This is a genomic window from Pseudomonas cedrina subsp. cedrina (assembly GCF_001983175.1).
GTDB classification, from domain to species: Bacteria; Pseudomonadota; Gammaproteobacteria; order Pseudomonadales; family Pseudomonadaceae; genus Aquipseudomonas; species Aquipseudomonas cedrina.
Genome location: NZ_MNPW01000014.1, coordinates 155,326 through 181,135 on the forward strand (window position 1 = coordinate 155,326; position 25,810 = coordinate 181,135).

The following is a 25,810-nucleotide window of genomic DNA, read 5'->3' on the forward strand; positions in this document are numbered from 1 at the left end:
TTCTTCTCCATTCCAAGTGCATGCCAGGCGGTCGGTTCGGCAGCCTGTTGATGCCGCGCATTGTTTCGCTTCAGGCGCTTGGAATAAATGTTCAACGACACACAAGATTGTTACCCTGCCAGGTAACAAAACCCCGCCCACTGTCAGAATTGGAGGCATGGATGGAACTCTTGCAATCAATGCGCGTGTTCGTTCGGCTCGCGGAATCGGGCAGCTTTACCAAGGTGGCGGAGGCGACACAGACGGGGCGCCCGTATATCACTCGATCGATCCAGGAGTTGGAAGCTTCCCTGGGTGTACGCTTGTTCCACCGCACCACCCGCAAGGTCAATCTGACGGCAGAAGGGGAGCGATTCTACGAGCGGGTCAAATGCATCCTGGCGGACATCTCGAACACCACGTCAATGTTCGATGCCAGCGGAGCCATGTTGCAAGGCCGGCTGCGTGTTGATATTCCCAGCGCGTTTTCCCAGCGAAGCTTTATCGAGAGCCTGAAAACATTTACCGCAACGTTCCCTGACATCGAACTCATCGTGGGTGTTACTGACAGGACAGTCGACCTGGTTGCAGAAGGTGTCGACTGCGTATTGCGCATTGGCGAGCTGCCTGACTCAAGCATGGTGGCCCGTCACATTGGAGCGGTCGAAATGGTCACCTGCGCAGCGCCGGGCTATCTTAAGGAGCGGGGGGAACCCAAGACACTGGACGAGTTGGTCGACCACAGAGGCGTCAACTTCCTCTCAGGGCAAAGCAACAGGCCGCTTCCCTGGTATTTTCGAACTAAAGGAGCAGATCAGCCTTTCACCTGTCGCGGCGCCATCACCGTCAACGAATCGAATGCTTACGTCCACTGCGCCGTGGCTGGCTTCGGCATCATTCAAGCACCGGGCATCATCGTTGACGCGGCGCTGTCCAGTGGCGAGCTGGTGGAGGTGCTGCAGCCTTACCGCCCCGCACGGCGCAAGGTTTCGGTGCTGTATCCCAGCAGGACCCACCTCGCCCCACAGGTGCAGGCATTTGCGGATTGGCTGCGCGAGCACTTTCCAGCGCTTCATCCAACGTGGTTCAAGGCTGAGTGATCTCGGCTTTCGTTCGAACAAGACCTCGGTCTGGAAACAACCGAGGATTACATTTGGAACGGTGGAAATCAGGCACATCGCAAGCGTCTTCCGCGCCCAGCTGTTTGAGCGTGACTATCATTTGAATGAGCTACTCGGTCATTACGCCCGTTACTTCACGGCCGCTGAGAAAACCGGCCAAGAGTGAAAGACCGAGAAACCAGAGCGTAGTAATAGCAGACGGATTGGCGGCAATCTAAGGTTTTGTTTTCTTGCCGAAGCAGGAAAAGACTTAATTCTGGACTTGTTTTTGGATCGCGGGTGCGCTCCAGCACCGGTTGTTCGACCGCGACCCTCGCAACAATGTATTGCGCCGCCTGTTGTGAATGGATAACCCCATAGGTGGTTGCAGGGATGCGCCACCGTAGATGGCGCCCCGGTAGCTGTCGTGTCGACCGGGCTCGCAACAGGGATGCGCATGCATCAATGCTCGGCGCGACGCTCCGCGTCGCCTATACGCATTGAACTATCCGGCGCGGTCCAACTTCCTCCTCATGCATCTGTAGGATAGCAATCGGACACCGCAATGCCGATACTTGGCCCAGGCCCTGCCACGGCGATTACACGTACCGGCCTTTAAACCCTGTGACTAGAACAATAAAAAGTCGCACAGAGGATTGCTTATGAGCCGTTTCGATCCCAACGCCCTGTTGCATGCGTTCAGTACGCTGACCTTGGACTTGCATCGCCTTGCACAAGATCAGGATATTGCAAATTTTCATGATCATGCACTCGAGCGCATCAGCCGGTTGCTGCCTTTCGACAGCGCCTGGTGGGGGCGCGCTGCCGTGATCGATGGGTTGCCGGAAGAGCACAGCACTTATCTCTATAACCTGCCGTCCCCCTATCTGGCGGATTGGCAGTCGATGCGCCATGCGGACGTTGCGGTCGCGCTCACTCAAAAAATGCCCGGCCAGGCCTTTATCGTCGACATGCGCGATCCAGCCAATGGCGCCGCCCTGAACTGGCTGGGTGAACGGCATGATATCGGCGAGTTGTTGTGCATTGCGCATGTCGATCCACAAACCTGCCTCAGCGACCATTTGAGCCTGTACCGCAAACCCGGCGCCCTCGGGTTCGACGAACAGGACTGCCATCTGCTGAACAACCTGATGCTGCACCTGGTGGCCTCCGTTTCGGCCAATCAGATCCGCGCGCTGGTCGCCATGCGCGAGACGCTGACCAGCCCGCGCAAACTGGCCCTTGCGGTCTGTGATCGGCGCGGAGTATTGCAGTGCTCCGAACGCGGTTTTGTCGACTTGTTGCTCAGTGAGTGGCCGCAATGGACCGGCCCCTGGCTGCCCGTGAAACTCGATGAGCACGGGTACGAGGGCCGGCTGGTGCATATCGAAGCTTCCGCGGTGGGCGATCAGATTCTATTGGCGGCACGTATCAACCGCGCCCTGCCCCAGCTCAGCCCTCGGGAAAACGACGTCGCGCAGGGCTTTGGCGAAGGCAAGACCTACAAGGAAGTGGCCCGCGATCTCGGCTTATCGCCCAATACCGTGCGTCATCACATCCGCGCCATCTATAGCAAGCTCGGGGTCAAGGACAAGGCGCGTATTGCGCACTTGCTCCACGCACCTCCCGACTGACCCCCTCCCCCCTGACCCAGTGTTTCCTTACGCCGTCGTTTTGACGGCCACGGGCACCTTTTTGCCCGTTTTCCTGCCAATGCTGACCAGTACGGCGATGCACTCGCCGCAATAACAATCATAAAAGAGACGTCTTGCCATGAATCAAACCTTATTGCGTAACTCTGTTATATGCCTGGGCGGCATGCTGCTGAGCTGGCAAAGCCAGGCGGCCGACCTCAGTGCGCGAGATTTTTTCGGCGCGCCCTCCGGCACTACGCTCGGGGCGCTGTACCTTGCTGGCACTCGCGCTGATGACTTTCATGGCCCGGCTGATCGTGACGGTAAAGCCGACCTGAAGGCCAATGTGGTCCTGTACCGCCAGGTGTTCTTCACCGACGTCTGCGGCACCTTGTGTACGCCGCAATTCCTCGTGCCCTTTGTCGACCTCAACGCTCGTCTGCCAGGCGCGAACCACCACACCGGCGAGAGCGGATTCGGCGACCCACTGATCGGTGGCACGCTGTTTTTTATCAACGACCCGGCCTCCCGTACCTACAGCGGTTTGCTGACTATGATCACCTTGCCCATAGGTGAATACCACAGCCAAAACCCGGACGTGTCACCCGGCGCCAATCGATGGGGCACGAACTTCGTTTACAACTATACCCAGGGCATAGGCGAAAAGTGGGTGCTGGAAGCCAACCTGGAAGCTCAACTGTACGGCAAGAACGACAACTACTACGGCAGCGAACTCAAGCAAGACCCGTTGTATCGACTGCAAGCCTTTGCCTCCTATGACTTCACGCCCTCGACCTATGGCGGGCTGCGCCTGGTTCAGGCTGATGGCGGTGCTCTGCGCATCAACGACCGGCGGATCGACAACACCCACAAGCGCTACACCCAGGTTGGCTTTGAAGTCGGGCATTGGCTGGATCGACAAAACCAAGTGATGTTCAGCCTTTCGCAGAATGTCGCGGCCTCCAATGGCTATGCCGGCGCTGACGCGCTGTTGCGCCTGGTTCATGTGTTTTGAATGTGTCTTCCCGGAGTTTGCTCATGAACACTCGCGTTGCAATCGATGGCCTGCCGTTACCTTCATCCACCTGGAGCTTGCTGGCCGCAATCATTCTGTTCGCCGCCATCGCGCCGACCATTTTGATGACTGCGCCGGCAGTGGCGGCGCAATTGGCCAGCCAATGGCACCTGAGCCCGTCACAGATTGGTGACCTGTTTTCTGTGGAGCTGGGCGCAATGAGCTTGGCGTCCCTGCCAGCCTTCTGGTGGTTGAAACGCATCAGTTGGCGCCTTGCAGCGTTCACCGCCGCCGTGGTGTTCATTGCAGCCAACCTGCTGTCGATGCTGGCCGATACGTACAACCTGCTCCTGGCCTTGCGTTTCATCAGTGCGATTGCGGGCGGTTCACTGATGATTATCTGCCTGGCCAGCGCCGCCGCGACAGCCAACCCCGGCCGGATTTACGGGTTGTGGGTCATGGGACAATTGGTGGTCGGGGCCTTGGGCCTGGCGTTTTTGCCCGCGTTGTTCGAGCGCTACGGGCTGGGCGCCTGCTACCTGATCCTCGCGGGGTTGATGGCCCTGTTGCTGCCCTTGACGCGTTGTTTCACTGCCGGCAAACCGGCAGCGCGGCAAACCAGCGCCGCCGCCCTGCCCGGTTCACGGTTGAAGACCACGCTCGGCATTCTCGGGCTCCTGACCTTCTATATCAGCCTCGGCGGTGTCTGGACCTTTATCGGTGCAATCGCCGCGCATGCGGGAATTTCAGCGCAAAACAGCGGCGAAATTCTGGCCTTCGCCACCGTGATCGGGATTGCCGGCGCCGGTTGCGCCTCATTGGTTGGCACGCGCCTTGTGCTGCTGCCCGTGGGCTATGGCGTCATGGCGGTTGCCGTGCTGTTGCTGCTCGATGAGCCCGGTCTGTGGCGCTTTGCCGTGGCGGCGTTTGTGTTCAAGTTCACCTGGACCTTTGTGCTGCCCCTCATCCTTGCCTGCCTGGCCAAACTCGACCACAGCGGCAAATTGATGAATGCCTCGAACCTGATGATTGGCACCGGCCTGGCCATCGGGCCCGCTATTGCCGGCCGCCTGATCGAGACCACCAGCGGGTTCACGGCGCTGCTGTTGGGCGGAGCCGCCATCACCTTGTTATCCCTGGTGCTGATGCACAGCAGCCGCGCACCGGCGTAAAAGCACTTTTATCCGTGATACTGGAGAGTCAGATGAACCGAACCACCGCATTTTTCTTCGATGAACTGTGCCTGTGGCATAGCGCCAGTTCCCATGTCCTGGTGTTGCCGGTCGGCGGCTGGGTACAACCGCCTGCGGGGGCCGGCCATGCCGAATCGCCTGAAACCAAGCGCCGTCTTAAAAACCTGATGGATGTGTCCGGGCTGAGCAGTCATTTGCAGCAGCACAGCGCGATCCCGGCCAGTGAAGAGGCGTTGCTGCGGGTTCACACTGCCGACTATCTGCAGCGTTTCAAACGCCTGAGTGATGCCGGAGGTGGTGAGTTGGCCCCATCCGCGCCTATCGGTCCCGGCAGCTACGAAATCGCCAAGCTCTCCGCCGGGCTGGCCATCGGCGCCGTGGACGCCGTGCTGAGCGGTCAGGTCAGCAACGCTTATTCCCTGTCGCGCCCACCTGGGCATCACTGCCTGGCCGACAACGCCATGGGATTTTGCCTGTTGTCAAATATCGCCATCGCCATCGAGGCGGCCAAGGCGCGGCATGGGCTGGGCAAAGTCGCGGTGGTCGATTGGGACGTTCACCACGGCAATGGCACCCAGTCCATATTCGAGGCTCGGGGCGATGTGTTGACCCTCTCCCTGCATCAGGAAGGGTGTTTTCCACCGGGTTACAGCGGCGCGCATGATCGTGGCCAAGGCGACGGGCTGGGCGCCAACATTAACATTCCCTTGCCGCCCGGCAGCGGTCACGAGGCGTATCTGCATGCCATGCAGCAGATCGTAATTCCCGCATTGGAGCGTTTCGAGCCCGAGTTGATCATTGTCGCCTGCGGCTATGACGCCAACGCCGTCGACCCGCTGGCGCGCATGCTGTTGCACAGTGACTCGTTCCGCATGATGACGCGGATGGTGCGTCAAACGGCGGAGCGTGTGTGCCAGGGCCGTTTGGTGTTGGTGCATGAGGGCGGATACAGCGAAGCCTATGTGCCGTTTTGCGGGTTGGCGGCATTGGAGGAATTGTCGGGTGTGAGAACGGCAGTAAACGATCCCATGCTGGAGCTTATTCAACTGCAGCAGCCCAGCGAGGCGCTCCTGAATTTTCAGCGGGCATGGATCGACTGGCTGGCGGAGGGCGTTGAGGCTTGAACCATCGGGGTTTCTCAGCCCTTCTTTGCGTTTCGCCAAGGCTTGACCCATTTCGCAAAACGCCGCATATCCTTGAGCCAGTTCTCCAGTTGGTGCGCGGTTTCGGGTTTTGCCGTGAGCGTCACCAGCAAGCCAACGTTGCGTGGAGAGGAGCGCAGGGTCACTGGGGCCGATGCGCGTTGCGGTGCAGAAGGAAAAGATGAACTATTCGCATATCAGCGCTTCTCGGAAAAAATATGCGCGGACACCCCGTCGCCGTACATCCAGGAAAACCCGCAACGCGCGCACCAAGTCAACGCATAACGACAGTATTGCGCTGCCTTCAGCCGCCCCTTAACAGGGCTCGCGCACCATGTAAGTGCTGTGATTATTGGGCACACCTGCACTCTCTTTTTATCACTTGTTGCCCTCGGCGCTGCTGCCCACCATGGCCTGAATTCCAGCCATTTCTTCGCCAGGACAGCCCTCATGAAGGTCACCAGATTCCTGCATAACCCCCTATTCGTATTCATTCTTTTGTACCTGGGTTACATGATTTCCTACGTCGACCGAGCGGCCATTTCCTTGGCTCTGGCCCATATCGGCAAAGACTTCAACGTCGGACCCGCGCAATTGGGGGTGGTACTCAGCGCCTTCTACCTGGGCTACGCCGCCATGCAGATTCCCGGTGGCTGGCTGGCCGACAAGTTCGGCAGCAAACGCGTGGTGGTGGTTTCCATCGCACTGTGGTCGCTGTTCACTGTGCTCACCGGGCTGGCCTGGTCGCTGAGCGCGCTGCTGGTGATCCGCTTCCTGTTCGGCCTGGGCGAAGGCGGTTATCCGTCGTCGGCGATGAAGGGCGTGGCTGAGATCTACCCCCGCGAACAACGGCCGAAAATGGTCGGGCTGATGATCTCGTCCAACTACACCGGCAGCTTCGTCGCCCCGTTGATCATCGCCCCGCTGATTCTCTGGCTCGGCTGGCGCGATGTGTTCCTCGTCATCGGCCTGGCAGGCATCGTCTTCGCCGTGTTCTACGCCCTTACCGTGCGCCGCAGTGTCGCTGTGATCGAGGACGCCGCCCTGCCCCGTGCGACTACCAAGGTCAGCGTCAAGGTGCTGCTGCGCATGCCGCTGATCTGGAAGATCGTGGTGGTGTGGTTCTGCCTGAGCCTGCTCAACAAGGGCCTGGACGCCTGGATGCCGATGTACCTGCTGACCGTACGCGGCCTGGACATCAAGACCGTCGGCATGCTGGTGCCACTGCCGTTCATTTCGGCCAGTATCGCCACCGCCATGGGCGGCTGGCTGATGACACGCTACTTCGACGGCAAGGAAAAATTCCTGATGATGGGCAGCTGCGTGCTCACCGGGGTGTTCGTGTACGGCATGTATCAGGCGCAGACCACCACCCAGGTAATCGTGTTCCAGACCGTGGCCTACTTCTTCAAGTCATTCGTGTTCGCCACCGCCTTCGCCCTGCCCACCAAGATCCTCTCGCAACGGTTGGTGGGCACCGGCATCGGCATGGTCAACTTCGGCGGGCAATTAGCGGGCTTCGTCTCGCCCATGGTCATCGGCTTTCTGGTGGAATACACCGGCAGCTACAATTCGGCCTTCCTGTTCCTGCTCGGTGCTGTAGTGGTAGCGGCGCTGGTCAGCACCAGCATCAGCGCGCAAAAGATCCGCGAAGTGCAGCTAGCCAACGCCCACGAGGCCTGAACCATGGCCTTGCCGCTGAAAGCCGCGTTGGGTGGGGAGCCTGGGCTAAAATTCCGCCTCCCTACTCCGGAGAACCAGTTCCCCATGAGCGCCCGAATTCTCAGCGAAACTGCCGTGCGTTATTTTCTGCAAGTGGTCAACAGCGGCTCCATCAGCGAAGCGGCCCTGCGCCTGCACGTGGTGCCGTCGGCCATCAGCCGGCAGATCAGCCGCCTGGAAAGTGAACTGGAAGCGCCATTATTCGAGCGCCAGTCGCGGGGCGTGAGCCTGACCAGCGCCGGCGAGCTGCTGGCCGGCTATGCGCGCCGTACCCTGTTGGACGCCGAATTGGTGAGCAATGAGATCAAGGCGCTGCGCCAGCAAGCGGAATCCATGATCAAGATAGCCTGTACCGAAGGCTTCGCGCCGCACTTCCTGCCCGATGCCATCGCGCAGTTTCGCCTGGCCGGGCAGCAGAGCAGCTACCAGATCAAGGTGGCTTCGGCCCAGGAAGTGACGCGCCTGGTGCGCGAAGGCCAAGTCGACATCGGCCTGTGCTTCAGCCTCGGCGCGGCCAAAGGTATTCACGTCGCGTACCGCCAGCCGGCGCCGGTACTGGCGCTGGTCGCGCCCAGCCATCCGCTGGCGGCTCAGACGGGCGTGACGCTCAAAGACATCGTCAGCTACCCCCTGGCGCTGCCCGGCCCCAACACCACGCTGCGCCAGTTGCTGGACATCTACTGCAGCCGCGAAGGCCTGATCTATAAAAGCATCATGGACACCGACAGCCTGGAAACCCTGGTGAAGTTCGCCATGTCCGGCAGCGCGGTGACCTTCACCGGCGAGCTGTTCGTGCGCCACCGCCTCAAGAGCCAGCAGCTCAAGGCCCTGGACGTACCGGAAATGGCTGACGGCGCGCGCTTCATCGAAATCCAGACCCTGGCGCGACGGCAACTGTCGGCGCCCATGGAAAGCTTTATCGAGCACATCAAGCACGTGCTCCAGTGCGCGGCCTGAGCTTTCTGCAAACAGCATGGCAGCCTTCGAATTAAGTTGGTTGTGGCTGCCTGGCGGTGTTTTTATTCTCTTGTTTTATTTGCGCAGGATCGATCCCATGCACAACCCGAACGAATTGGCCGACAAAGGCGCGGTGGAACTCAAGGCCCTGATCGATTCGCGTCAGGTGTCGCCGGTCGAAGTGCTTGAGGCCTGCATCGCCCGTATCGAAGAATACAATCCGAAGATCAACGCCTTCTGCGCCACCTCCTTCGAGCGCGCCCGCAAAGAAGCCCGCGCCACCGAACAGGCGATCAACCGCTGCGAACCACGCGGCCTGCTTAGCGGCCTGCCGATCGGCATCAAGGATCTGGAAGAAACCGAAGGTCTGTTGACCACCTACGGCTCGCCGCTGTTTCGCGCCAACTTGCCAACCCAAGACAACCAGTTGGTACGCCGCCTGCGCGCCGCAGGGGCCATAGTGGTGGGCAAGACCAACGTGCCGGAAATGGGCGCTGGCGCCAACACCCGCAACCCGGTGTGGGGCGCCACGGGCAACCCGTTCAACCCGCGCTTGAACGCCGGAGGCTCGTCCGGTGGCGCCGCCGCCGCGCTGGCTGCCAATATGGTGCCGCTGTGCAGCGGCTCCGACACGGGTGGCTCCCTGCGCATCCCCGCAGCCAAGTGCGGCATCGTGGGCCTGCGCACTTCCCCCGGCCTGGTGCCGAGCGAACGCAAGCTGCTGGGCTGGACGCCGATTTCCGTGGTCGGCCCCATGGGCCGCGACGTCGCCGACACCTGGCTGCAACTGGCGGCCACCGCCGGCATCGCCCCGAACGACCCGCTCAGCTATGACTTCAGCATGCCAGCGGCCATGGAGGGCACGGTCGACCTTTCACGCCTGCGCGTGGGCTACACCGAAGACTTCGGCGTGTGCGACGTCGACGACGACATCCGCCGCGTGTTCCGCGCCAAGGTCGCCAGCCTCAAGGGCCTGTTCGCCAGTTGCGAAGAAATCGAAGTGGACATGCAGCACGCCCACCGCTGCTTCGACGTGGTCCGCGCCGAAGCCTTCGTCGGCAGCCTGCAGGCCGCTTATGAGAAAGACCCGGGCTCCCTCGGCCCTAACCCGCGCGCCAACTACGAGATGGGTGCACGCATGTCGCTCAAGGACTGCGTATGGGCCAACGCCGAGCAAACGCGCATATTTCGCCGCTTCCAGCAGCTGTTCAGCCAGTACGACCTGATTCTCTCGCCCACTACGCCGGTATCGGCCTTCCCTTGGGAGCAGCCGTACCTGGAAAGCGTGAACGGCGTGGCGCTGGAAAACTACTACCGCTGGCTGGCGCTGACTTACGTGGTCACCCTGGCCACCAACCCGGCGCTGTCGATGCCCATGGGCGTCGACCACCTCGACATGCCCTTCGGCATGCAGGTGATCGGTAAATTCCGCGGTGACCTGGAGCTGCTGATGGCCGCCCGCGCCCTCGAAGCCCATTGCGAAACGACCCAGGATTTGCGCCGCCCGCGCCCGAACATGGCCGCCCTGGCCCTCAGCGAAGTGGACCTGTGGACGCCCGTCACCCACCCGCCGCTGGCCCCGGACCAGTACGCCACCGCGACCGATGGGCGCCCGGCCGTTTGACCCCGTTAATCAAGTGGCGCCACAGCGCGCCGCCGTTGGAGCCCCTGCTGTGATCACATCCGTATATGGCAAAAGCCTCGCCGACTGGACCACCGAATTTCCTCTGTTGAAACCCATACTGGCCGGCGAAGAAGTCAGCTGGTTCAACCCGCAGATCGCGCCCCTGGCCGATGCGTTGAACGATATTGCCCTGACCGCCACCGATGTGCGGCATGCCAGCGAGCGCCTCCAGCGCTTTGCGCCATTCCTGGCCCAAGCCTTCCCGGAAGTTGCTGCAAGCCAGGGCATCATCGAATCGGAACTGGTTGGCGTACCGGCTTTCGCCCGCGCCCTTTGCGAGCGTTACGGCGTCGAAGGGCCTATCCGGCTGCTGCTGAAGAAGGACAGCCACCTGCCCATCTCCGGCTCGGTGAAAGCCCGCGGCGGTATCTACGAAGTGCTGTTCCACGCCGAGCAACTCGCCATTCGCCATGGCCTGCTGAGCGAAGCGGACGACTATCGGCGCCTGGCCGAAGCGCCATGCCAGGCGCTGTTTCGCGCTCATAAGATCGCGGTCGGCAGCACCGGCAACCTCGGTCTGTCGATCGGCATCGCCGGCGCCCGGCTGGGCTTCGCCACGACCGTGCACATGTCGGCCGATGCCCGGCAATGGAAGAAAGACAAGCTGCGCGCCCATGGCGTGACCGTGGTCGAGTACGCCGGCGACTACGGCCAGGCCGTCGAACAAGGCCGCGAGCAGGCGCAGGCGGACCCTACCTGCCACTTCATCGACGACGAGAACTCGCAGATCCTGTTCCTCGGTTACGCAGTCGCCGGCGAGCGGCTGAGGGCGCAGTTCGCCGAGCAGCAGATCCTGGTCGACGCCCATCATCCGTTGTTCGTGTATCTGCCCTGCGGCGTCGGCGGTGGTCCAGGCGGCATCGCTTTCGGCCTGAAACTGGCGTTTGGTGATCACGTGCACTGCATCTTCGCCGAGCCGACCGAGTCGCCGTGCATGCTGATGGGGGTGTACACCGGGCTGCACGATGGCTTGGCGGTGCAGGACTTCGGGATTTCCAACCATACGGCGGCGGATGGCTTGGCGGTTGGGCGACCTTCGGGATTCGTGGGGCGGTCGATGCAGCGGATGCTGGATGGGTTCTATACGGTGACCGATGCCGAGTTGTTCAGTTTGCTGCAATTGCTCGATCGCACCGAGCAACTGCGTCTGGAGCCCTCGGCGCTGGCCGGAGCTCCAGGTTTCGCGCGGGTGCTGCACGAGCGCCAAGGGTATGGGCGTCGTTTGGGGTTGCCGGACGGTATACCCGCAGGCGCGACCCATTTGATCTGGGCCACAGGAGGCGGGATGGTCCCTGCGGCCGAGATGGCGGCGTACTTGAACAGACGCTAAGCGCAACAGTGCTTCATACCGTTGTTAACGGTTAACACCGCATCGTAAAAGTCAATCATGGTAGCAAGGTCACGGGCACCAATCTGAATGTGACTGAACATGGACTCTCCGAGAATATGTTTTAGTTATATGTGTTAAAGCGCCATGCGCTTATGCATAGCAAACCGGTAATATCATTTACCCGCCGTGACCTTGCCCCGGAATACCCAGAAGCCCCATGTGTTGTAAACAAGCGTCACAGGTACTAGTACCGCAAAGCCTGCGAGCATGAAGGCCTGGCTTGAAGCCGGGGAAGACGCCTGGCCGATCGTCAATGAAGGGGGAAGGATCAAAGGATACAGGGCAATGATTGCGGCAACGAACGCCACGCCGAACCATCCCAGCACCGCAAATAAGGGCAGAAACTCGAGGCGGCTGGAGAACGCCCAATAAAAGCCTGCCACTAATACACCGTGGAGCACCAAAAGCGGCAGGCTCAGGCTGGAGCCCAGAAGATGATCTCGATAGGTCGGGTTGGACAGGCTGGTCCATAGCAGGATCGCTGTCATCCCGAGCAGGGTCAGCCAGCCGAGTGTCCGGGCCTGGCCTTTCGCCGCGGTTTGCAATCGCCCTTCGGTGCGCCATACCAGCCAGCAGCTACCCAGCAACGCATAACCGATGATCAGCACCATGCCGCAGGTCAGCGGAAAGGCGCCGAGCCACTCCCAGCCGTGGCCACTGAACCTGCCCTCCTCGTGCTCGACCCTCTGCACGAAGCACCCCATGATGAGTCCCTGGCACAGCGTCGCGATCAGCGAGCCGGCCACGAGGCTGATGTCGAGCCAACGCTTCATCTGCGCCGAAGCGTCAGCCCGGAACTCAAGCGCAACCGCCCTGGCGATCAGTGCCAGCAGCATCGTAATGACGGGTATATAGAGTGCGGAAAACAACACGCTGTACACCACCGGAAACAGCGCCAGCAACCCACCGCCACCCAGCACCAGCCAGGTTTCGTTGCCATCCCAGATGGGTAGGATGGAATTGACCATTAACTTTTTCTCATCAGGATCGTCACGCGTCGCCAGGAGGATCCCGACCCCAAGATCGGTTCCATCCAGAATCACGTAGAGGATGATCGTAAAGGCGATTGCGGCAGCCGCCAGATCGGGTAACAGCGCTTCAGACATGAACATTACGATCCCTCACTCTGCACTGGCGCTTATTGGTTGGCGTCCGTCGTCTCTGCCGGCAGTTGCCTGACCGCTCGCACCAGGTATAAAAGACCCAACCCGAAAACCAGCCCATACATGACCATGATGGCGAGCGTGCTACCCGCAACGAATGAAAGGGGTTGCTGCGAATGGCTGTGGACGGTGCGCATTAACCCATAGACCGTGAAGGGCTGGCGGCCGACTTCGGTGACGATCCATCCGCACAGCATCGCCACGAACCCGGCGGGTGCCATAAGGACTGAACAGCGCAGCAACCATCGACATTCAAAAAGTCCACCGCGCCAACGCAGCAAAAGACTGGCAATGCCCAGGGCCACAATCAGCAAGCCAATACCGACCATGATGCGAAACGCATAGAAGACCACGGCCACCGGCGGGATATCTTGCGCGGCGAACTCATCAAGACTTTGTATGGTGCCGGTCCAGTCATGGCGCAGGTACAGCGAGCCAAGATGAGGGATTGCCAGTTCGAAGTCATTTCTGCGCAGCGTCTGGTCGGGTATCGCAAACAGCCTGAGTGGCTCTCCCTTCCCCGCTTCCGGACGCTGCCATGAACCCTCGATGGCGGCCAGCTTCTGCGGTTGATAATCCCGGGTATTTTCACCGTGCAGGTCCCCGGCCACGATCTGAAGGGGGCCGACCAGCGCCGCCATCCACAGGGCCATGGAAAACATCACCCGCGCGGATGCGTGACGGCTGTTGCGCACTAAATGCCAGGCGGCCGCACCGCCCACCAGCATGGCCGTGCCGAGGAAGGCTGCAAGGCTCATGTGAACCATGCGATAGGGAAACGAGGGGTTGAAGATGATCTGAAGCCAGTCTTGCGCTACGAACCGGCCATCTTCGGCCATGCTGAAACCGGCCGGCGTGTGCATCCATGAATTGGCCGACAATATCCAGAATGCACTGAATAACGAGCCAACGGCCACGGCACAGGTCGACAGAAAATGCAGGCGCGGGCCGACTTTATTCATGCCGAACAGCATGACCCCGATGAAGCCGGCTTCCAGAAAAAACGCGACCATGACTTCATAGAACATCAGCGGCCCCAGAATAGCTCCCGCTCGATGGGCCAGTGCGCCCCAGTTAGTCCCGAACTGAAACTCCATGACGAGCCCGGACGCAGTGCCCACGGCAACCGTCCAGGCAAAGATTTTCAGCCAGAACGTGTAAAGGTCCCTGTAAACCTGGCGTTTGCGCCACAACCACAGGGCTTCCAGTACCATCAGATAATTGGCCAGGCCTATGGAAAACGCAGCGAGCACGATATGAAAGCTGATGGTGAACGCAAACTGATAGCGCGCCAGCATCAACGCGGGATCCAACGGTTCCATGTGCAGGCTCCGATCAGGCGTCGCTGGGCTTGCCAGTGAACTGGCTGACAGGTTTCGAGCAACCCACCCCGCAGTACGTGCATACGGTTTTGGCGCGTTTGATTTCGGGTTGGCGCCAATGCATGTCCATGACGGAAACGGCAGTGATGGGCGGTGCGCCTAGGGTGTTCTCAAGGGTTTTCACCGCATCGATAAGCGGACGCTTGATGCGCTCGGGCATCGATGTCAAAGGCCCGGCATCCGGCTGCATGGTTTTTTCCAGCAAGGCGTTGCACGGGCAAACGGTGACGCAGTGGCCGCAGCTCACGCAGCTGGATCCCTCAATCGTGGTACCGCCATCCCACAACACCCGTGGATGATCCAGGGTGAAATCGATACTCAAGGTCTCGTTGACCTCGACGTTCTGACACGCCTCGATGCAGCGTCCACAGAGGATGCATTGGTCGGGATCGTAGGTGTAAAAAGGGTTGGAGTGATCCTTGCTGTAAGGCTTGCGCTGGTACTTGTAACGCTGGATCGCAGGGTTGATGTCGGCGACGGTATTGTGCAGCGTGCAGTCTCCGGTGTTGTGCTCGCAGACGCTGCAATACAACTCATGCTTGGCAAGGATCCGGTCCAGGCCTTCTTCCTGGGCGGCCTTTATGTGAGGCGCTTCACTTACCAGCTTCATCCCGTTGGCCGTACGCAACGTACAGCCGCGAACCATTTCGCCGTTGTGCTCGATCCAGCAGACATCGCAGGTCTGAATCGGCCCAAGGGCTCGGTGATAGCAGACGTGGGGCAAATCGATACCCTGCTCTGCGAGGAAATCGATCAGCGGCTGGTCAGTTTTTCCGTGAAGGATGCGACCGTTGTATTCGACGCTGCACTGGATATCGTCACTCATGAAGACTCGCCCCGTTCGCCGATTTATTTGCCGTTGCATTGGCTCCGGGATACGCCGGAGGATGCGCAAGCAGAAATATTCAGTTACAGGGTCGATATTCAAGAGCCCAAAAACGTTCAGAACTTTTTCTGGCTGACGTCGTGAATGGTCATTCCCGTCTAGAGTTGGATTCGTCGGGCAGACGCCAGCGATCCGCGATAGACCGTTCATCGAAAGTTTCAAAATTTCTCAAAGCATTTTCAAAAGCTTCGTTATCGCAATAGATATCTACCGCGTGGATGTTAGAGGTTGCAGCCTGCTGCGAATGCATGAGGGGGCTTGCTCACTTCCAGGCGGCTTAACTCACCCCTCATCGACCCTGCGAGGTGAAAAATGAAGGCTATTGTGTTCCACGGTGTCGGCGATATCCGGCTGGATGAAGTTGCCGAGCCCACGCTGCAAGCGCCCAACGACGCGATCATCCGCATAACCGCCTCGGCCATTTGCGGCACCGACCTTCACTTTATCCGCGGCAGTGCACCGGATATGCAACCTGGCACGATTCTAGGTCATGAAGCGGTCGGTATCGTGGAGGCCTTGGGTGAGGATGTACGCAATTTAAGGATCGGCGACCGTGTGCTGGTCCCTTCGACCATCGCATGCGGCAATTGCGCTTACTGCCGCGCGGGTTATTTTGCTCAGTGCGACGTAGCCAACCCCAACGGCAAAACTGCCGGCACGTCCTTTTTTGGCGGTCCCAAGACCACTGGCCCCTTTAATGGGCTGCAAGCGGAAAAAGCCCGAATCCCCTTCGCTAACATCGGGTTGATAAAACTGCCCGACGCCATTACTGACGACCAGGCGATTGCAATGTCGGATATTTTCCCAACCGCCTGGTTCGGCGCCAAAATGGCGGAAATCAGGGACGGTGACACCGTTGCGGTTTTTGGCTGCGGGCCGGTAGGTCTGTTTGCGATCGTAAGCGCCAAGCTGCTGGGCGCCGGTCGTATCTTTGCCATCGATGGCCTGGACGACAGGCTGGATCGCGCGCGAGACCTTGGCGCTGAATGCATCAATTTCGAAAAGGAAGACCCTGTCGAGACGCTGCATCGCCTGACCAATGATATTGGCGTGGACCGAGCGATTGATGCCGTAGGCATTGATGCCAACCACACTCACCACGCCCAAGCCCCCGGCAGCGCACAATGGCAACCGGGCGATGAGCCATCCCAAGCCTTGGAATGGGCCGTCCAAGGATTGGCCAAGGCTGGCACGCTATCAATAATAGGTGTCTACCCTGCCGGGTTCGACCGTTTCCCCATCGGCGCGGCGATGAATAAAAACCTGCGCATGAACATGGGCAACTGCCATCATCGAAAGTACATCCCCAAGCTCATCGAAATGACGTTGGCGGGTCGTGTTGACCCGTCCAAAGTGCTGACACAGCATGAGCCCATGGCGGATGCCATCAGCGCCTTCCAGAAGTTTGATCAGCATTCCCCTGGCTGGATCAAAGTCAAGCTGGAGACTACCGCACAACCTGGCGTAACCGGCCTTGGTTGAGCAAACCGGCAACTTGAATGACGCCTATTCAAGGAGGGACCATGTCCGTTACGCAGCATTCGACATGGTGGAAAAACGTCGTGATTTATCAGGTGTACCCACGCTCGTTCGCCGATGGCAACGGCGATGGTGTCGGCGATCTGCCAGGTCTGATTGCACGGCTGGATTACCTTAAGGCACTGGGCGTTGGCGCGTTGTGGTTGTCGCCGGTGTACCCGTCGCCCATGTGCGATGCCGGTTACGACATCTGCGACTACACGGATATCGACCCGTTATTCGGCCGCCTGGCCGACCTCGATCAACTGATATCCGAAGCCCACAAACGGGGCCTGAAGCTGTTGATGGACTTCGTGCCCAACCACACCTCGGATCAACACCCCTGGTTCATCGAGTCTCGGTCCAGTCGCGACAACCCCAAACGCGACTGGTATATCTGGCGCGACCAGCCGAACAACTGGCGCGCATCGATCGATGGCGGTAGCGCCTGGACCTGGGATGAAGTCAGCCAGCAATACTATCTGCACTTCTTTCTGCCTCAGCAGCCCGACTTGAACTGGCATAACCCGCAGGTCGTCGAGGCCATGCACGATGTGCTGCGATTCTGGCTGGACCGTGGCGTCGACGGTTTCAGGATCGATGTGGTGCATTGTGTGGGCAAGGATCCGACCTTTGCCGATGACCCGCGCTGCATGGCTGGCGAGACCATGGTGCAGATCAATGATCAGCCATACAGCCACGAAGTGCTGCGCGGGCTGCGTCGACTGGTCGATCATTATCCCGGCGACCGGGTGCTGATCGGCGAGGTCAATATCCGCTCGACCGCACGGGTTGCGGCGTACTACGGCGCCAGTGATGAACTGCACATGTCGTTCAACTTCCCGCCGCTCGATGCGCCATGGGACCCGGTGGTGTTCCGCCTGTGCATCCGTGAAGTCGAAAGTTGCCTCGGTCAACAGTCGGCCTGGCCGACCTGGGCCTTGTCCAATCATGACAACAGTCGGCTCCGCAGCCGTTACGGCGGCTCGCTGGCACGAGCGAATGCGGCAGCGGTAATGTTGTTGAGCCTGCGTGGTACGCCCTTCATTTTTCAAGGCGACGAACTGGCCCTGGAAGATACCCAAGTCACCGCACAAACCCGCGTCGACCCAGGCGGACGCGACGGCAGCCGGGCACCGTTACCGTGGCTATCGCAAGCGCCGCACGGCTGGTCGGGCAAGGCGCCGTGGCTGCCCTTCCCGCCGGACGCCGAGGCACTGGCCGTGCAAACCCAGGAAACGGCGAGCCACTCCACGCTCAAGCTTTATCGACGCCTGCTGCATTGCCGTCGGCACAGCGCGGCCTTGCGCCTCGGCGCATGGGAGGAGCTGCCTTCGCATCCGAAGTTATTGGCTTACCGCCGCTACTGCGGTGATGACGAGCGCATCGTATGCATCAATTTTGACGAGGCCCAGCATACTTTCGCCCTGGCTGGCGACTGGATCATCGAAGTCGCCAGTGACAGGCAGGGCGAGAATCAGCTCTTTGACGGGACCCTCGGCGCGCAGAAAGCGGTCATAGTGTGCCGCAAAGGAACTGACCATGAATGCTGAATGGCCGCATGACACGGTGATCTATCAAGTCGACCCGTCGCAGTTTTTCGACAGCAATGACGATGGCTGCGGCGATCTCACGGGCATCGTTGAACGCCTCGATCACTTAAGCGCGCTGGGAATCGGCGCGCTTTGGCTATTGCCGATTTATGCCTCCCCGTTTCGCGATTGTGGCTATGACGTCAGCGATCATCAGAGGGTGGCGCCACGCTTTGGCAGCGAAGAAGATTTGCGCCGGCTGATCGACGCAGCAAAGCAGCGCGGCTTACGGGTCATCATGGAGCTGGTGTTGCAACACACCAGCGAAAAACACCCCTGGTTCGAACAGGCACGCCAGGATCGCGGCAGTCGTTATCGCGATTACTACATCTGGTCCGACGCGCCGGTAGACGATGGCAACCAACCGATCTTTCCCAGCGTGGAAGACAGTATCTGGCAATGGGACGAGCAGGCCGGGCAATTCTATCGACACCTGTTTTATCGACACGAACCGGACCTCAACCTGAAAAACCTTGCGGTGATTGCAGAGATCGAACAGATCATCAGTCACTGGCTAAGCCTGGGCGTAGCCGGGTTTCGCCTGGACGCGGCGTCCCATGCGGTCGAACAAGCCGGCGGCGGTGAGGAAGAGCGCGGCGTGTGGCTGCTGGAGCGGCTGGCGGCGCATGCGCGCTCGATCAACCCGGACTGTTTGCTGATGGGCGAAGTCGATGTCGAACCGCAGCGTTTCGAACACTACTTTGGCAACGGCAATCGCTTGCAGCTGGCGCTGGACTTCTGGCTTAACAATCACCTGTTCCTGGCACTCGCCCGCGAGCGTGCGCAACCGCTGTTCCGTGCGTTGCAGCAACGACCGCAAGCGCCGGATGGCGCGGGTTATGCCGTGTGGCTGCGCAATCATGATGAACTCGACCTGGAACGTCTGAACGTGCGCGAGCGCGCCGAAGTCATGCAGGTGTTTGCTCCCCAGGCGCACATGCGTGTTTATGGCCGTGGCATCCGCCGCCGGCTTGCGCCGATGCTTAACGGCGATGTACGTCATCAGGCAATGGCGCATGCGCTGTTGGCGTCGTTGCCGGGCACGCCGATCATCCGCTATGGCGAGGAAATCGGCATGGGCGATGATCTGCGGCGGCGTGAACGCCTGGCGGTGCGAACGCCGATGCAGTGGAGCGCCGACACCAACGGCGGTTTTTCCCGAGCGGAGCACACGAAGCTGCCAGCGCCGCTGATCGATGACGGGCCGTTCAGCTACAAAGCGGTGAATGTCGCGGCGCAGCAAGACGATCCTGACTCCCTCCTCGCTCGTTGCCAGGCGATTTTCAAACTACGCGCCAGGCTCAGTGAAATCGGTAAAGGCACCGCCCAACCCCTTTCGCATGCTCATCCGGCGGTATTTGCCATGCGGCATATCGGCGAATCGACGACCATCGTCCTGGTCAATCTCAGCAGGCAACCGGTCACGCTGGAGTTGACTATGACTCAGCAATTGCAGGGTTTCGAGCAGATCCTGGCCGACAGCTATTATCCTTCGCCAATCAGCGAAAACACCGCACTGACGCTCAACGGCTTTGGCTATCGCTGGTTTCGACGCAACCGTTCAGAACCATAGCAGAACCATCGCACAGACCAGCGCCAACACCGCCGATACCGCCGATACCTGGGTGGACGTCAGCGCCAGCGCGCTTGCGCGGGAGCGGCCGACAAAACGCCCGCGCGTCCGATGCAATTCAGCGCCCAGAGGCTGGTACAAGTTGTCGCCATGGCCGCCGTTGTCATCTTCCTTGCTCATTTGGCCCGGATAGCACTGACGCGCGAGCATTCGATCGAGCAGTCCCGGGATCAGGCAACTGCCGACAATCGCCTTGATGCTCGCCATGCCCAGCCACAATTCCCGTGGCGGACGTTGGATCACACTCAAGATCGCTCGGGCGGCAACGTCCGGATCGTGAATCGGCGGCACTGGTTGCGGGCGTTTGTCGAGCTTGTTTCGCGCCCAGTCGAATTGCGGGGTGTTGATCGCCGGCAACTGCACCATGCATACACGAATTCGACTGCGCTCGTGCAGCAGTTCACAACGCAACGCATCGGTAAACCCGCGGACGGCGAACTTGGCGCCGCAATAAGCCGACTGCAAAGGAATTGCGCGATAAGCCAGCGCCGAGCCCACCTGGATGATCAAACCCTTATTGCGCGGCCGCAGCAATTTCAGGGCAGCCAAGGTCCCGTTGACGGTGCCCAGGTAAGTGACTTCGGTCACACGCCGGATTTCCTGCGCAGTGAGTTTTTCAATCGGCGAGAACACGGTGACCATCGCTGAATTTATCCAGATCTGCAGCGGCCCCAGTTCCTCATCAAGCGCAATGGCCGCCGCTTCAAGTGCGTCTGCATCGGCCACATCGACACTAATCGCCGTCGTCGCCTGGCCATATTGCGCCAGCTCCTCCCGTGTCGCCGCCAGACCGGCTTCATCGCGGGCCAGCAAACCGATGCGGTAACCGGCGGCGGCGAAACGATGCGCCGTGGCCCGCCCTACGCCTGCACTCGCACCGCAGATCACCACCAATCCATTTTTCTGCTGAGCCATTACCATCCCCTCCGGTAAACGCTTTGTGACGTCGCCTTGCCTTCAACAAAATGGACGGCGGGCGAACGCCAACAGTTCGAAATTTTTGGAGTCAATGGCGCAGTACTAAAGATCAATCAATGGACTAAACATCGGCATATCGCCCGCGCCTTGCCTCCGATCGATACTGAGGCACCAGTGCGCTCACTCCTCAAAGACTTACTTCTCGGGAATTGAAGTGAATTCTCGAATCAGGATGCTCCCTGGAGGAGCTGACAGCGGCACGATATAAGGCGGTACATTTTGGGTCTGCTTACCTGGCTTGCGCATCGCTAGCTGGAGTTGTTTCACCACTTCCGCCGGTATGACCCACAAGCGCTTCTCCAAACCGAACTGGTCGGGTGTCGCCAACCGCAATTCACCCGTGCGGACACCGGTCAGCAACAACAATCGAAGGCCAAGGCGGGTTTGGTTTGCGCCACCATAATTTCGAAGCGCGGCCATCAACCCCGGAAGCTCGTCCATGCGCAGAAATGGATTGTGCGTAACCGGAGGTTTGGGAAGTGCGACCACATCTAGGTCTGAAGCAGGGTTGTGTTCCAGCCCCCCGATTTTCACCAGCGCATAGCGGAACAATTGGTTGAACCAGGTCCGGCATGAGTCAGAGCCAGATGCTCGTCTCGCTATCCAAGCTGCTCCAGCAAAAAACCGATTCAGTGCACATCCAAATCCAAGATCCTCATTCGGGACTTAAATCGGGACTTAAAAGCACTGGATGGAGCTGGATTTCAGTGGTTCCCGCCGGAACGAAAAAAGGGCCTAAAGGCCCTGATTTCAATTACTTACAGAATTCAATGGAACTCTGCAGCGCAATATTTGGAGCGGGAAACGAGACTCGAACTCGCGACCCCGACCTTGGCAAGGTCGTGCTCTACCAACTGAGCTATTCCCGCGTCTTGGTGGTGCGCATTCTATAGAATTATCAGAACCCGTCAACACCTTGATTCAAAAAAGTTTTATTTCTTTTCGACCGTAGTGCGCAGGTGAGGCCAGGCGGCGCGCAGATATTGCAGCATGGACCACAGGGTCAGGCCCGCGGCGATCAGCAGCAAGGCGTAACCGGTGAGGACCCAGAACGAGAAGTCCGACGGGTTGGCCAGCAAGATGACCAGTGCGAGCATTTGCGCGGCGGTTTTCCACTTGCCCATGTTCGACACGGCGACATGGGCGCGGGCGCCGATTTCGGCCATCCATTCGCGCAGCGCCGAGACGACGATCTCGCGGCCGATGATCACCGCGGCCGGCAGGGTCAGCCACAGATTGCCGTGTTCCTGCACCAGCAGCACCAGGGCGACCGCGACCATGAGCTTGTCGGCCACCGGGTCCAGGAATGCACCGAATGGCGTGCTCTGTTCCAGGCGGCGCGCCAGGTAGCCGTCGAGCCAGTCGGTGGCGGCCGCGAAGGCGAATACCGAACTGGAGGCCATGTAGCTCCATTCGTACGGCAAATAGAACAACAGAATGAAAATGGGAATAAGCAGAACGCGTAGAACGGTGATCAGATTAGGGATATTCATCGGCACAACTGGCTACGAGGTGGAAAGGCATTCTATTCGCTGTGCAGATTCGCATAAATCAACTCAGCGAGCTTTTTACTGATACCGGGTGCTTTGGCTATTTCGTCAATGCTGGCACGGGAGAGCTCTTGCAAGCCACCAAAATGTTTGAGCAAATCGCGACGTCGCGTCGGGCCAACCCCCGCTACCCCTTCCAGGGTTGAGGTTCGCCGGGTCTTGCCACGTCGGGCGCGGTGGCCGGTAATGGCGAAGCGGTGGGCTTCGTCGCGGATCTGTTGGATCAAATGCAGCGCCGGTGAGTCGCCCTTCAAGGTGAACTCATGGGCGGCATCATTCAAGTACAACGTCTCGAAACCGGCCTTGCGCGTGGTGCCCTTGGCCACACCGAGCAGGATCAGGTCGGGCACGGCCAGCTCGTTGAGCACGTCGCGGGCCATGGACAATTGGCCTTTGCCGCCGTCCACCAGCAGGATATCCGGCAGTTTGCCCTCGCCGTCCTTCAACTTGCTGAAGCGCCGCGTCAGGGCCTGGTGCATGGCGGCGTAGTCATCGCCGGCAGTGATGCCTTCGATGTTGTAGCGCCGGTAATCGGACTTGATCGGACCTTCCGGCCCGAACACCACGCAGGACGCCACCGTGGCCTCGCCGCTGGAGTGGCTGATGTCGTAGCACTCAAGACGTTGCGGCGGCTCGTCCAGGTTGAGGACTTGGGCCAGGGCGTCAAAGCGTGCGGCGACGTGCTGTCGATTGGCCAGGCGCGCGCTCAGGGCCTGTTCGGCATTGGTCACGGCCATTTGCTGCCAGCGTGCACGGGTACCGCGTACGCGGTGGCTGATGTCCAGCTCGCGGCCGCGAAGTTCGTGGATCGCCTCGATCAGCGTGGGGAAGTCTTCATGCACCACGTTGACGATCAACTCCGATGGCAGGTCGCGTTCAGGGCTGCTGACGTAATACTGCCCGAGGAAGGCCGACATAACTTCGGCCACCTCCTCGTCGATGCCCGTCTGCGGGAAGAAGTTCTTGCTGCCCAACACCCGTCCGCCACGCACGCTGATCAAGTGCACACAGGCACCGCCCGGGTTGACGAAGGCGGCGATCACGTCCACGTCACCGGTGCCGCCTTCCATGCTCTGCTGATCCTGCACGCGGCGCAGCAGGGAAATCTGGTCGCGCAGTTCGGCGGCCTTTTCGAAATCCAGGGCGCCGGCGGCTTGTTCCATGGCGCTGGAGAGCTCATCGGTAAGCGCATTGCTGCGCCCTTCAAGGAACATCACCGAATGGCGTACATCCTCGGCGTACTCGGCCGGTTCAACCAGGCCGACACAGGGCGCCTTGCAGCGTTTGATCTGGTACTGCAGGCACGGACGGGTGCGGTTCTTGTAGAAGCTGTCTTCGCACTGGCGCACAAAAAAGGTTTTTTGCAGCAGGCTCAGGCTCTCGCGGACCGCCCCAGCGCTGGGATAGGGCCCGAAATACTTGCCCTTTTGCTTCTTCGCACCCCGGTGAATGCTCAGCCGCGGGAAGTGGCCATCGGACAAAAACACGTAGGGGTAGGATTTGTCATCGCGCAGCAGGATGTTGTAGGGCGGCCGCCATTCCTTGATCAGCGTCTGCTCAAGCAGCAGCGCTTCGGTTTCGTTGGCGGTGATGGTGGTTTCAACCTGGGCGATACGCGCCACCAGCGCAGCGGTCTTGGGCGCGAGACCGCTCTTGCGAAAATAGCTCGCCAGGCGATTTTTCAGGTTCTTGGCCTTGCCGACATAAAGCAGGCGCGCCTCGCTGTCGAACATGCGGTACACGCCGGGGCGGCCACTGCAGGTGGAGAGAAAGGCACTTGGATCAAACGGTGTGGTCATGTCAGGCGCTGGCGTCCACCATGCCGTGGCGCACCGCGAGCAGGGTCAATTCAACATCACTGCTGATGGCGAGCTTCTCGAAAATGCGATAACGGTAGGTGTTGACGGTCTTGGGCGACAGGCACAGCTTGTCGGAGATCGTCTGCACCTTCTGGCAACCGACGATCATCAAGGCGATCTGGATTTCCCGCTCCGACAGCGCATCAAACGGCGAATCACTGACGGGCTGGAAGGATTTAATGGCCAATTGCTGGGCGATCTGCGGGCTGATGTAACGTTGGCCGGCAAACACCAGGCGAATGGCCTGGACCATTTCGGCCAAACCTGCGCCCTTGGTCAGGTAACCGGCCGCGCCGGCCTGCAACAAGCGCGTCGGGAACGGGTCTTCTTCGCAGACGGTTACCACCACGACTTTGATGTCCGGATGGCTGCGCAACAATTTGGTCGTGGCACCAAGACCGCCGATACCGGGCATCTTGACATCCATCAGCACCACATCGGGTTTCAACTCCCGGGCCTTGATCAGGGACTCTTCCCCGGACTCAGCCTGGCCGACTACTTGCAGGCCATCGATGTCAGCCAGCATTCGTGTAATGCCTGTACGAACGAGATCATGGTCATCGACTACTAGCACCCTAATCAAGCAGACACCTCGCGATATGGTCTTATAGGTTGCTGAACACCTTAGCAAAAAACCAAGGCGCAGACCTAGCTGCAAGCGTCATATATATAGTGTTTGAACACCCAGCAACCGCGCGCCAGGCGGCAGACGGCTCTATTTGCTGGGCGAAAGGTCAGGAATTCTGGGGCCTGAGCTTGTTTTTCCCATTCTGCGCGGCTGAATGCTCGGCCAGGGTTGACGTCAATCGACGGATTGCAGCTTGATCTTCCTTGAACATGGCGCGGTAATCGCCCAGAACCTTCTCTTCGATCTGACTGAGGTTTTCCAGTTGGATCGGTGTCGCAAAGCCCGTCAACACATACAACACATCCACGCCTCTTTCAGCGACTCGTGATAAATAGTCCGCCTTGGGGGCGCGCTCTCCACTTTCGTATTTGCCTTGTGCGTTTGCCTCAACGCCTCCTATTTCGCCAAAAACTTTTTGCGACAGGCCAAGTCGCTCTCTTTCTTGCCTCAAACGCGAACCGATTCCACTCATTTGGATGTATGATCCTGATCTGGCACACCCCAAGAGGTGTCACACTCATCTCTTCGTTAAACGAACTTGAACGGTTTTGAACTATGCCCGGAATCCGTACCGCTGCACAAGCCAAGGCTTGGCTGGAACATCAAGGAAAGTCAGTGCAAGCGTTCGCCCGTGAGCACGGTGTAGATCCGGCCACCACCTATCAAGTGCTCGCTGGGCGTAAAAAAGGACGGCGTGGGGAAGCCCATAAGGTAGCGGTCCTGCTGGGCATGAAAGAAGGGATCATCCTTGCTGAGGCTGATGGCCAGAGCAACGATCAGGAAATCGTCTCCTGAGTCCAGTATG

21 protein-coding genes, 1 tRNA gene and 1 pseudogene are annotated in these 25,810 nt (G+C 59.7%); 13 read left to right on the top strand and 10 right to left on the bottom strand.

From position 1 onward, the window contains the following. Positions 1 to 179 precede the first annotated feature (179 nt). The 9 genes from BLL36_RS25680 (at position 180) to dsdA (ending at position 11,756) form a co-directional block, all read left to right on the top strand. Entirely contained in the window at positions 180 to 1,079 is a 900-nt protein-coding gene (locus BLL36_RS25680; protein ID WP_076954446.1) for a LysR family transcriptional regulator, read from the top strand. A gap of 662 nt (positions 1,080 to 1,741) precedes the next feature. Further along, the gene (locus BLL36_RS25685; RefSeq protein ID WP_076954406.1) at positions 1,742 to 2,713 is read left to right on the top strand and encodes a helix-turn-helix domain-containing protein; all 972 of its coding nucleotides are present in this window, start codon (positions 1,742 to 1,744) and stop codon (positions 2,711 to 2,713) included. A gap of 139 nt (positions 2,714 to 2,852) precedes the next feature. After that, the gene (locus BLL36_RS25690) at positions 2,853 to 3,728 is read left to right on the top strand and encodes a transporter (protein ID WP_076954407.1); all 876 of its coding nucleotides are present in this window, start codon (positions 2,853 to 2,855) and stop codon (positions 3,726 to 3,728) included. Between the two features lie 23 nt (positions 3,729 to 3,751). Then, entirely contained in the window at positions 3,752 to 4,900 is a 1,149-nt protein-coding gene (locus BLL36_RS25695; RefSeq protein WP_076954408.1) for an MFS transporter, read from the top strand. Positions 4,901 to 4,932: 32 nt separating this feature from the next. After that, positions 4,933 to 6,045, top strand: coding sequence for a class II histone deacetylase (locus tag BLL36_RS25700; RefSeq protein WP_076954409.1), 1,113 nt, complete (start codon positions 4,933 to 4,935; stop codon positions 6,043 to 6,045). 468 nt (positions 6,046 to 6,513) lie between these two features. Further along, positions 6,514 to 7,746 carry an MFS transporter gene (locus BLL36_RS25705; RefSeq protein WP_076954410.1) on the top strand — a complete coding sequence of 411 codons (1,233 nt, stop codon included), beginning with the start codon at positions 6,514 to 6,516 and terminating at the stop codon, positions 7,744 to 7,746. An 84-nt stretch (positions 7,747 to 7,830) separates the two neighbouring features. After that, positions 7,831 to 8,742, top strand: coding sequence for a LysR family transcriptional regulator (locus BLL36_RS25710; protein ID WP_076954411.1), 912 nt, complete (start codon positions 7,831 to 7,833; stop codon positions 8,740 to 8,742). A gap of 97 nt (positions 8,743 to 8,839) precedes the next feature. After that, positions 8,840 to 10,366, top strand: coding sequence for an amidase (locus tag BLL36_RS25715; protein ID WP_076954412.1), 1,527 nt, complete (start codon positions 8,840 to 8,842; stop codon positions 10,364 to 10,366). Positions 10,367 to 10,418: 52 nt separating this feature from the next. Next, positions 10,419 to 11,756 carry a D-serine ammonia-lyase gene (gene dsdA / locus BLL36_RS25720; protein ID WP_231998996.1) on the top strand — a complete coding sequence of 446 codons (1,338 nt, stop codon included), beginning with the start codon at positions 10,419 to 10,421 and terminating at the stop codon, positions 11,754 to 11,756. A gap of 173 nt (positions 11,757 to 11,929) precedes the next feature. On the opposite strand, the gene cydB is transcribed toward dsdA, so the two are convergent. The 3 genes from cydB to BLL36_RS25735 are packed head-to-tail and all read right to left on the bottom strand — an operon-like array spanning position 11,930 to position 15,187. After that, entirely contained in the window at positions 11,930 to 12,922 is a 993-nt protein-coding gene (gene cydB, locus BLL36_RS25725; RefSeq protein ID WP_231998959.1) for a cytochrome d ubiquinol oxidase subunit II, read from the bottom strand. A 32-nt stretch (positions 12,923 to 12,954) separates the two neighbouring features. Then, positions 12,955 to 14,301, bottom strand: a complete 1,347-nt coding sequence (locus BLL36_RS25730; protein WP_076954415.1) for a cytochrome ubiquinol oxidase subunit I — start codon at positions 14,299 to 14,301, stop codon at positions 12,955 to 12,957. 13 nt (positions 14,302 to 14,314) lie between these two features. After that, positions 14,315 to 15,187, bottom strand: a complete 873-nt coding sequence (locus BLL36_RS25735; protein ID WP_231998958.1) for a 2Fe-2S iron-sulfur cluster-binding protein — start codon at positions 15,185 to 15,187, stop codon at positions 14,315 to 14,317. Between the two features lie 372 nt (positions 15,188 to 15,559). On the opposite strand from BLL36_RS25735, the gene BLL36_RS25740 reads away from it, so the two are divergent. The 3 genes from BLL36_RS25740 to BLL36_RS25750 are packed head-to-tail and all read left to right on the top strand — an operon-like array spanning position 15,560 to position 19,930. Next, the gene (locus BLL36_RS25740; RefSeq protein WP_076954416.1) at positions 15,560 to 16,729 is read left to right on the top strand and encodes a zinc-dependent alcohol dehydrogenase; all 1,170 of its coding nucleotides are present in this window, start codon (positions 15,560 to 15,562) and stop codon (positions 16,727 to 16,729) included. 41 nt (positions 16,730 to 16,770) lie between these two features. Then, a complete protein-coding gene (locus BLL36_RS25745; protein WP_076954417.1) occupies positions 16,771 to 18,318 on the top strand; it encodes an alpha-amylase family glycosyl hydrolase in 1,548 nt (515 codons plus the stop codon). Beyond that, on the top strand, positions 18,308 to 19,930 hold the full coding sequence (locus tag BLL36_RS25750; protein ID WP_076954418.1) for an alpha-amylase family protein: 1,623 nt from the start codon (positions 18,308 to 18,310) through the stop codon (positions 19,928 to 19,930). The genes BLL36_RS25745 and BLL36_RS25750 overlap by 11 nt, the downstream gene beginning before the upstream one ends. Here the strand turns inward: BLL36_RS25750 and BLL36_RS25755 are convergent. The 7 genes and pseudogenes from BLL36_RS25755 to BLL36_RS25785 form a co-directional block, all read right to left on the bottom strand. Continuing rightward, positions 19,919 to 20,905 carry an SDR family oxidoreductase gene (locus BLL36_RS25755; RefSeq protein ID WP_076954419.1) on the bottom strand — a complete coding sequence of 329 codons (987 nt, stop codon included), beginning with the start codon at positions 20,903 to 20,905 and terminating at the stop codon, positions 19,919 to 19,921. The two genes, BLL36_RS25750 and BLL36_RS25755, sit on opposite strands and share 12 nt — an antisense overlap. Positions 20,906 to 21,157: 252 nt before the next feature. Beyond that, positions 21,158 to 21,541: pseudogene (locus BLL36_RS25760) on the bottom strand (tyrosine-type recombinase/integrase); the annotation flags it as partial. Positions 21,542 to 21,761: 220 nt separating this feature from the next. Further along, positions 21,762 to 21,837: transfer RNA gene (locus tag BLL36_RS25765), tRNA-Gly, on the bottom strand. Positions 21,838 to 21,900: 63 nt separating this feature from the next. Further along, positions 21,901 to 22,461 carry a CDP-diacylglycerol--glycerol-3-phosphate 3-phosphatidyltransferase gene (pgsA, locus tag BLL36_RS25770; RefSeq protein WP_049708976.1) on the bottom strand — a complete coding sequence of 187 codons (561 nt, stop codon included), beginning with the start codon at positions 22,459 to 22,461 and terminating at the stop codon, positions 21,901 to 21,903. A gap of 32 nt (positions 22,462 to 22,493) precedes the next feature. After that, the gene (uvrC, locus tag BLL36_RS25775; RefSeq protein ID WP_076954420.1) at positions 22,494 to 24,317 is read right to left on the bottom strand and encodes an excinuclease ABC subunit UvrC; all 1,824 of its coding nucleotides are present in this window, start codon (positions 24,315 to 24,317) and stop codon (positions 22,494 to 22,496) included. 1 nt (position 24,318) lies between these two features. Further along, complete coding sequence (gene gacA, locus BLL36_RS25780; protein WP_032886613.1) at positions 24,319 to 24,960, bottom strand: response regulator transcription factor GacA; 642 nt, start codon at positions 24,958 to 24,960, stop codon at positions 24,319 to 24,321. 151 nt (positions 24,961 to 25,111) lie between these two features. Then, positions 25,112 to 25,477 carry a helix-turn-helix domain-containing protein gene (locus BLL36_RS25785; RefSeq protein WP_076954421.1) on the bottom strand — a complete coding sequence of 122 codons (366 nt, stop codon included), beginning with the start codon at positions 25,475 to 25,477 and terminating at the stop codon, positions 25,112 to 25,114. Positions 25,478 to 25,560: 83 nt separating this feature from the next. Between BLL36_RS25785 and BLL36_RS25790 the strand changes: the two genes are divergently transcribed. Further along, positions 25,561 to 25,800: a DNA-binding protein gene (locus BLL36_RS25790; RefSeq protein WP_076954422.1), complete on the top strand. Its 240-nt coding sequence runs from the start codon at positions 25,561 to 25,563 to the stop codon at positions 25,798 to 25,800. Positions 25,801 to 25,810: the final 10 nt, after the last annotated feature.

What these genes read in the sequence shown, in the direction of transcription:
- BLL36_RS25745 (WP_076954417.1), top strand. Translation starts at nt 16,771, where the DNA reads ATGTCCGTTACGCAGCATTCGACATGGTGGAAAAACGTCGTGATTTAT.
- BLL36_RS25790 (WP_076954422.1), top strand. Translation starts at nt 25,561, where the DNA reads ATGCCCGGAATCCGTACCGCTGCACAAGCCAAGGCTTGGCTGGAACAT.
- cydB (WP_231998959.1), bottom strand. Translation starts at nt 12,922, where the DNA reads ATGTCTGAAGCGCTGTTACCCGATCTGGCGGCTGCCGCAATCGCCTTT.
- BLL36_RS25755 (WP_076954419.1), bottom strand. Translation starts at nt 20,905, where the DNA reads ATGGCTCAGCAGAAAAATGGATTGGTGGTGATCTGCGGTGCGAGTGCA.
- BLL36_RS25705 (WP_076954410.1), top strand. Translation starts at nt 6,514, where the DNA reads ATGAAGGTCACCAGATTCCTGCATAACCCCCTATTCGTATTCATTCTT.
- BLL36_RS25735 (WP_231998958.1), bottom strand. Translation starts at nt 15,187, where the DNA reads ATGAGTGACGATATCCAGTGCAGCGTCGAATACAACGGTCGCATCCTT.
- BLL36_RS25715 (WP_076954412.1), top strand. Translation starts at nt 8,840, where the DNA reads ATGCACAACCCGAACGAATTGGCCGACAAAGGCGCGGTGGAACTCAAG.
- BLL36_RS25740 (WP_076954416.1), top strand. Translation starts at nt 15,560, where the DNA reads ATGAAGGCTATTGTGTTCCACGGTGTCGGCGATATCCGGCTGGATGAA.
- pgsA (WP_049708976.1), bottom strand. Translation starts at nt 22,461, where the DNA reads ATGAATATCCCTAATCTGATCACCGTTCTACGCGTTCTGCTTATTCCC.
- BLL36_RS25695 (WP_076954408.1), top strand. Translation starts at nt 3,752, where the DNA reads ATGAACACTCGCGTTGCAATCGATGGCCTGCCGTTACCTTCATCCACC.
- BLL36_RS25685 (WP_076954406.1), top strand. Translation starts at nt 1,742, where the DNA reads ATGAGCCGTTTCGATCCCAACGCCCTGTTGCATGCGTTCAGTACGCTG.
- BLL36_RS25680 (WP_076954446.1), top strand. Translation starts at nt 180, where the DNA reads ATGCGCGTGTTCGTTCGGCTCGCGGAATCGGGCAGCTTTACCAAGGTG.
- BLL36_RS25750 (WP_076954418.1), top strand. Translation starts at nt 18,308, where the DNA reads ATGAATGCTGAATGGCCGCATGACACGGTGATCTATCAAGTCGACCCG.
- BLL36_RS25710 (WP_076954411.1), top strand. Translation starts at nt 7,831, where the DNA reads ATGAGCGCCCGAATTCTCAGCGAAACTGCCGTGCGTTATTTTCTGCAA.
- uvrC (WP_076954420.1), bottom strand. Translation starts at nt 24,317, where the DNA reads ATGACCACACCGTTTGATCCAAGTGCCTTTCTCTCCACCTGCAGTGGC.
- BLL36_RS25785 (WP_076954421.1), bottom strand. Translation starts at nt 25,477, where the DNA reads ATGAGTGGAATCGGTTCGCGTTTGAGGCAAGAAAGAGAGCGACTTGGC.
- BLL36_RS25730 (WP_076954415.1), bottom strand. Translation starts at nt 14,301, where the DNA reads ATGGAACCGTTGGATCCCGCGTTGATGCTGGCGCGCTATCAGTTTGCG.
- BLL36_RS25700 (WP_076954409.1), top strand. Translation starts at nt 4,933, where the DNA reads ATGAACCGAACCACCGCATTTTTCTTCGATGAACTGTGCCTGTGGCAT.
- BLL36_RS25690 (WP_076954407.1), top strand. Translation starts at nt 2,853, where the DNA reads ATGAATCAAACCTTATTGCGTAACTCTGTTATATGCCTGGGCGGCATG.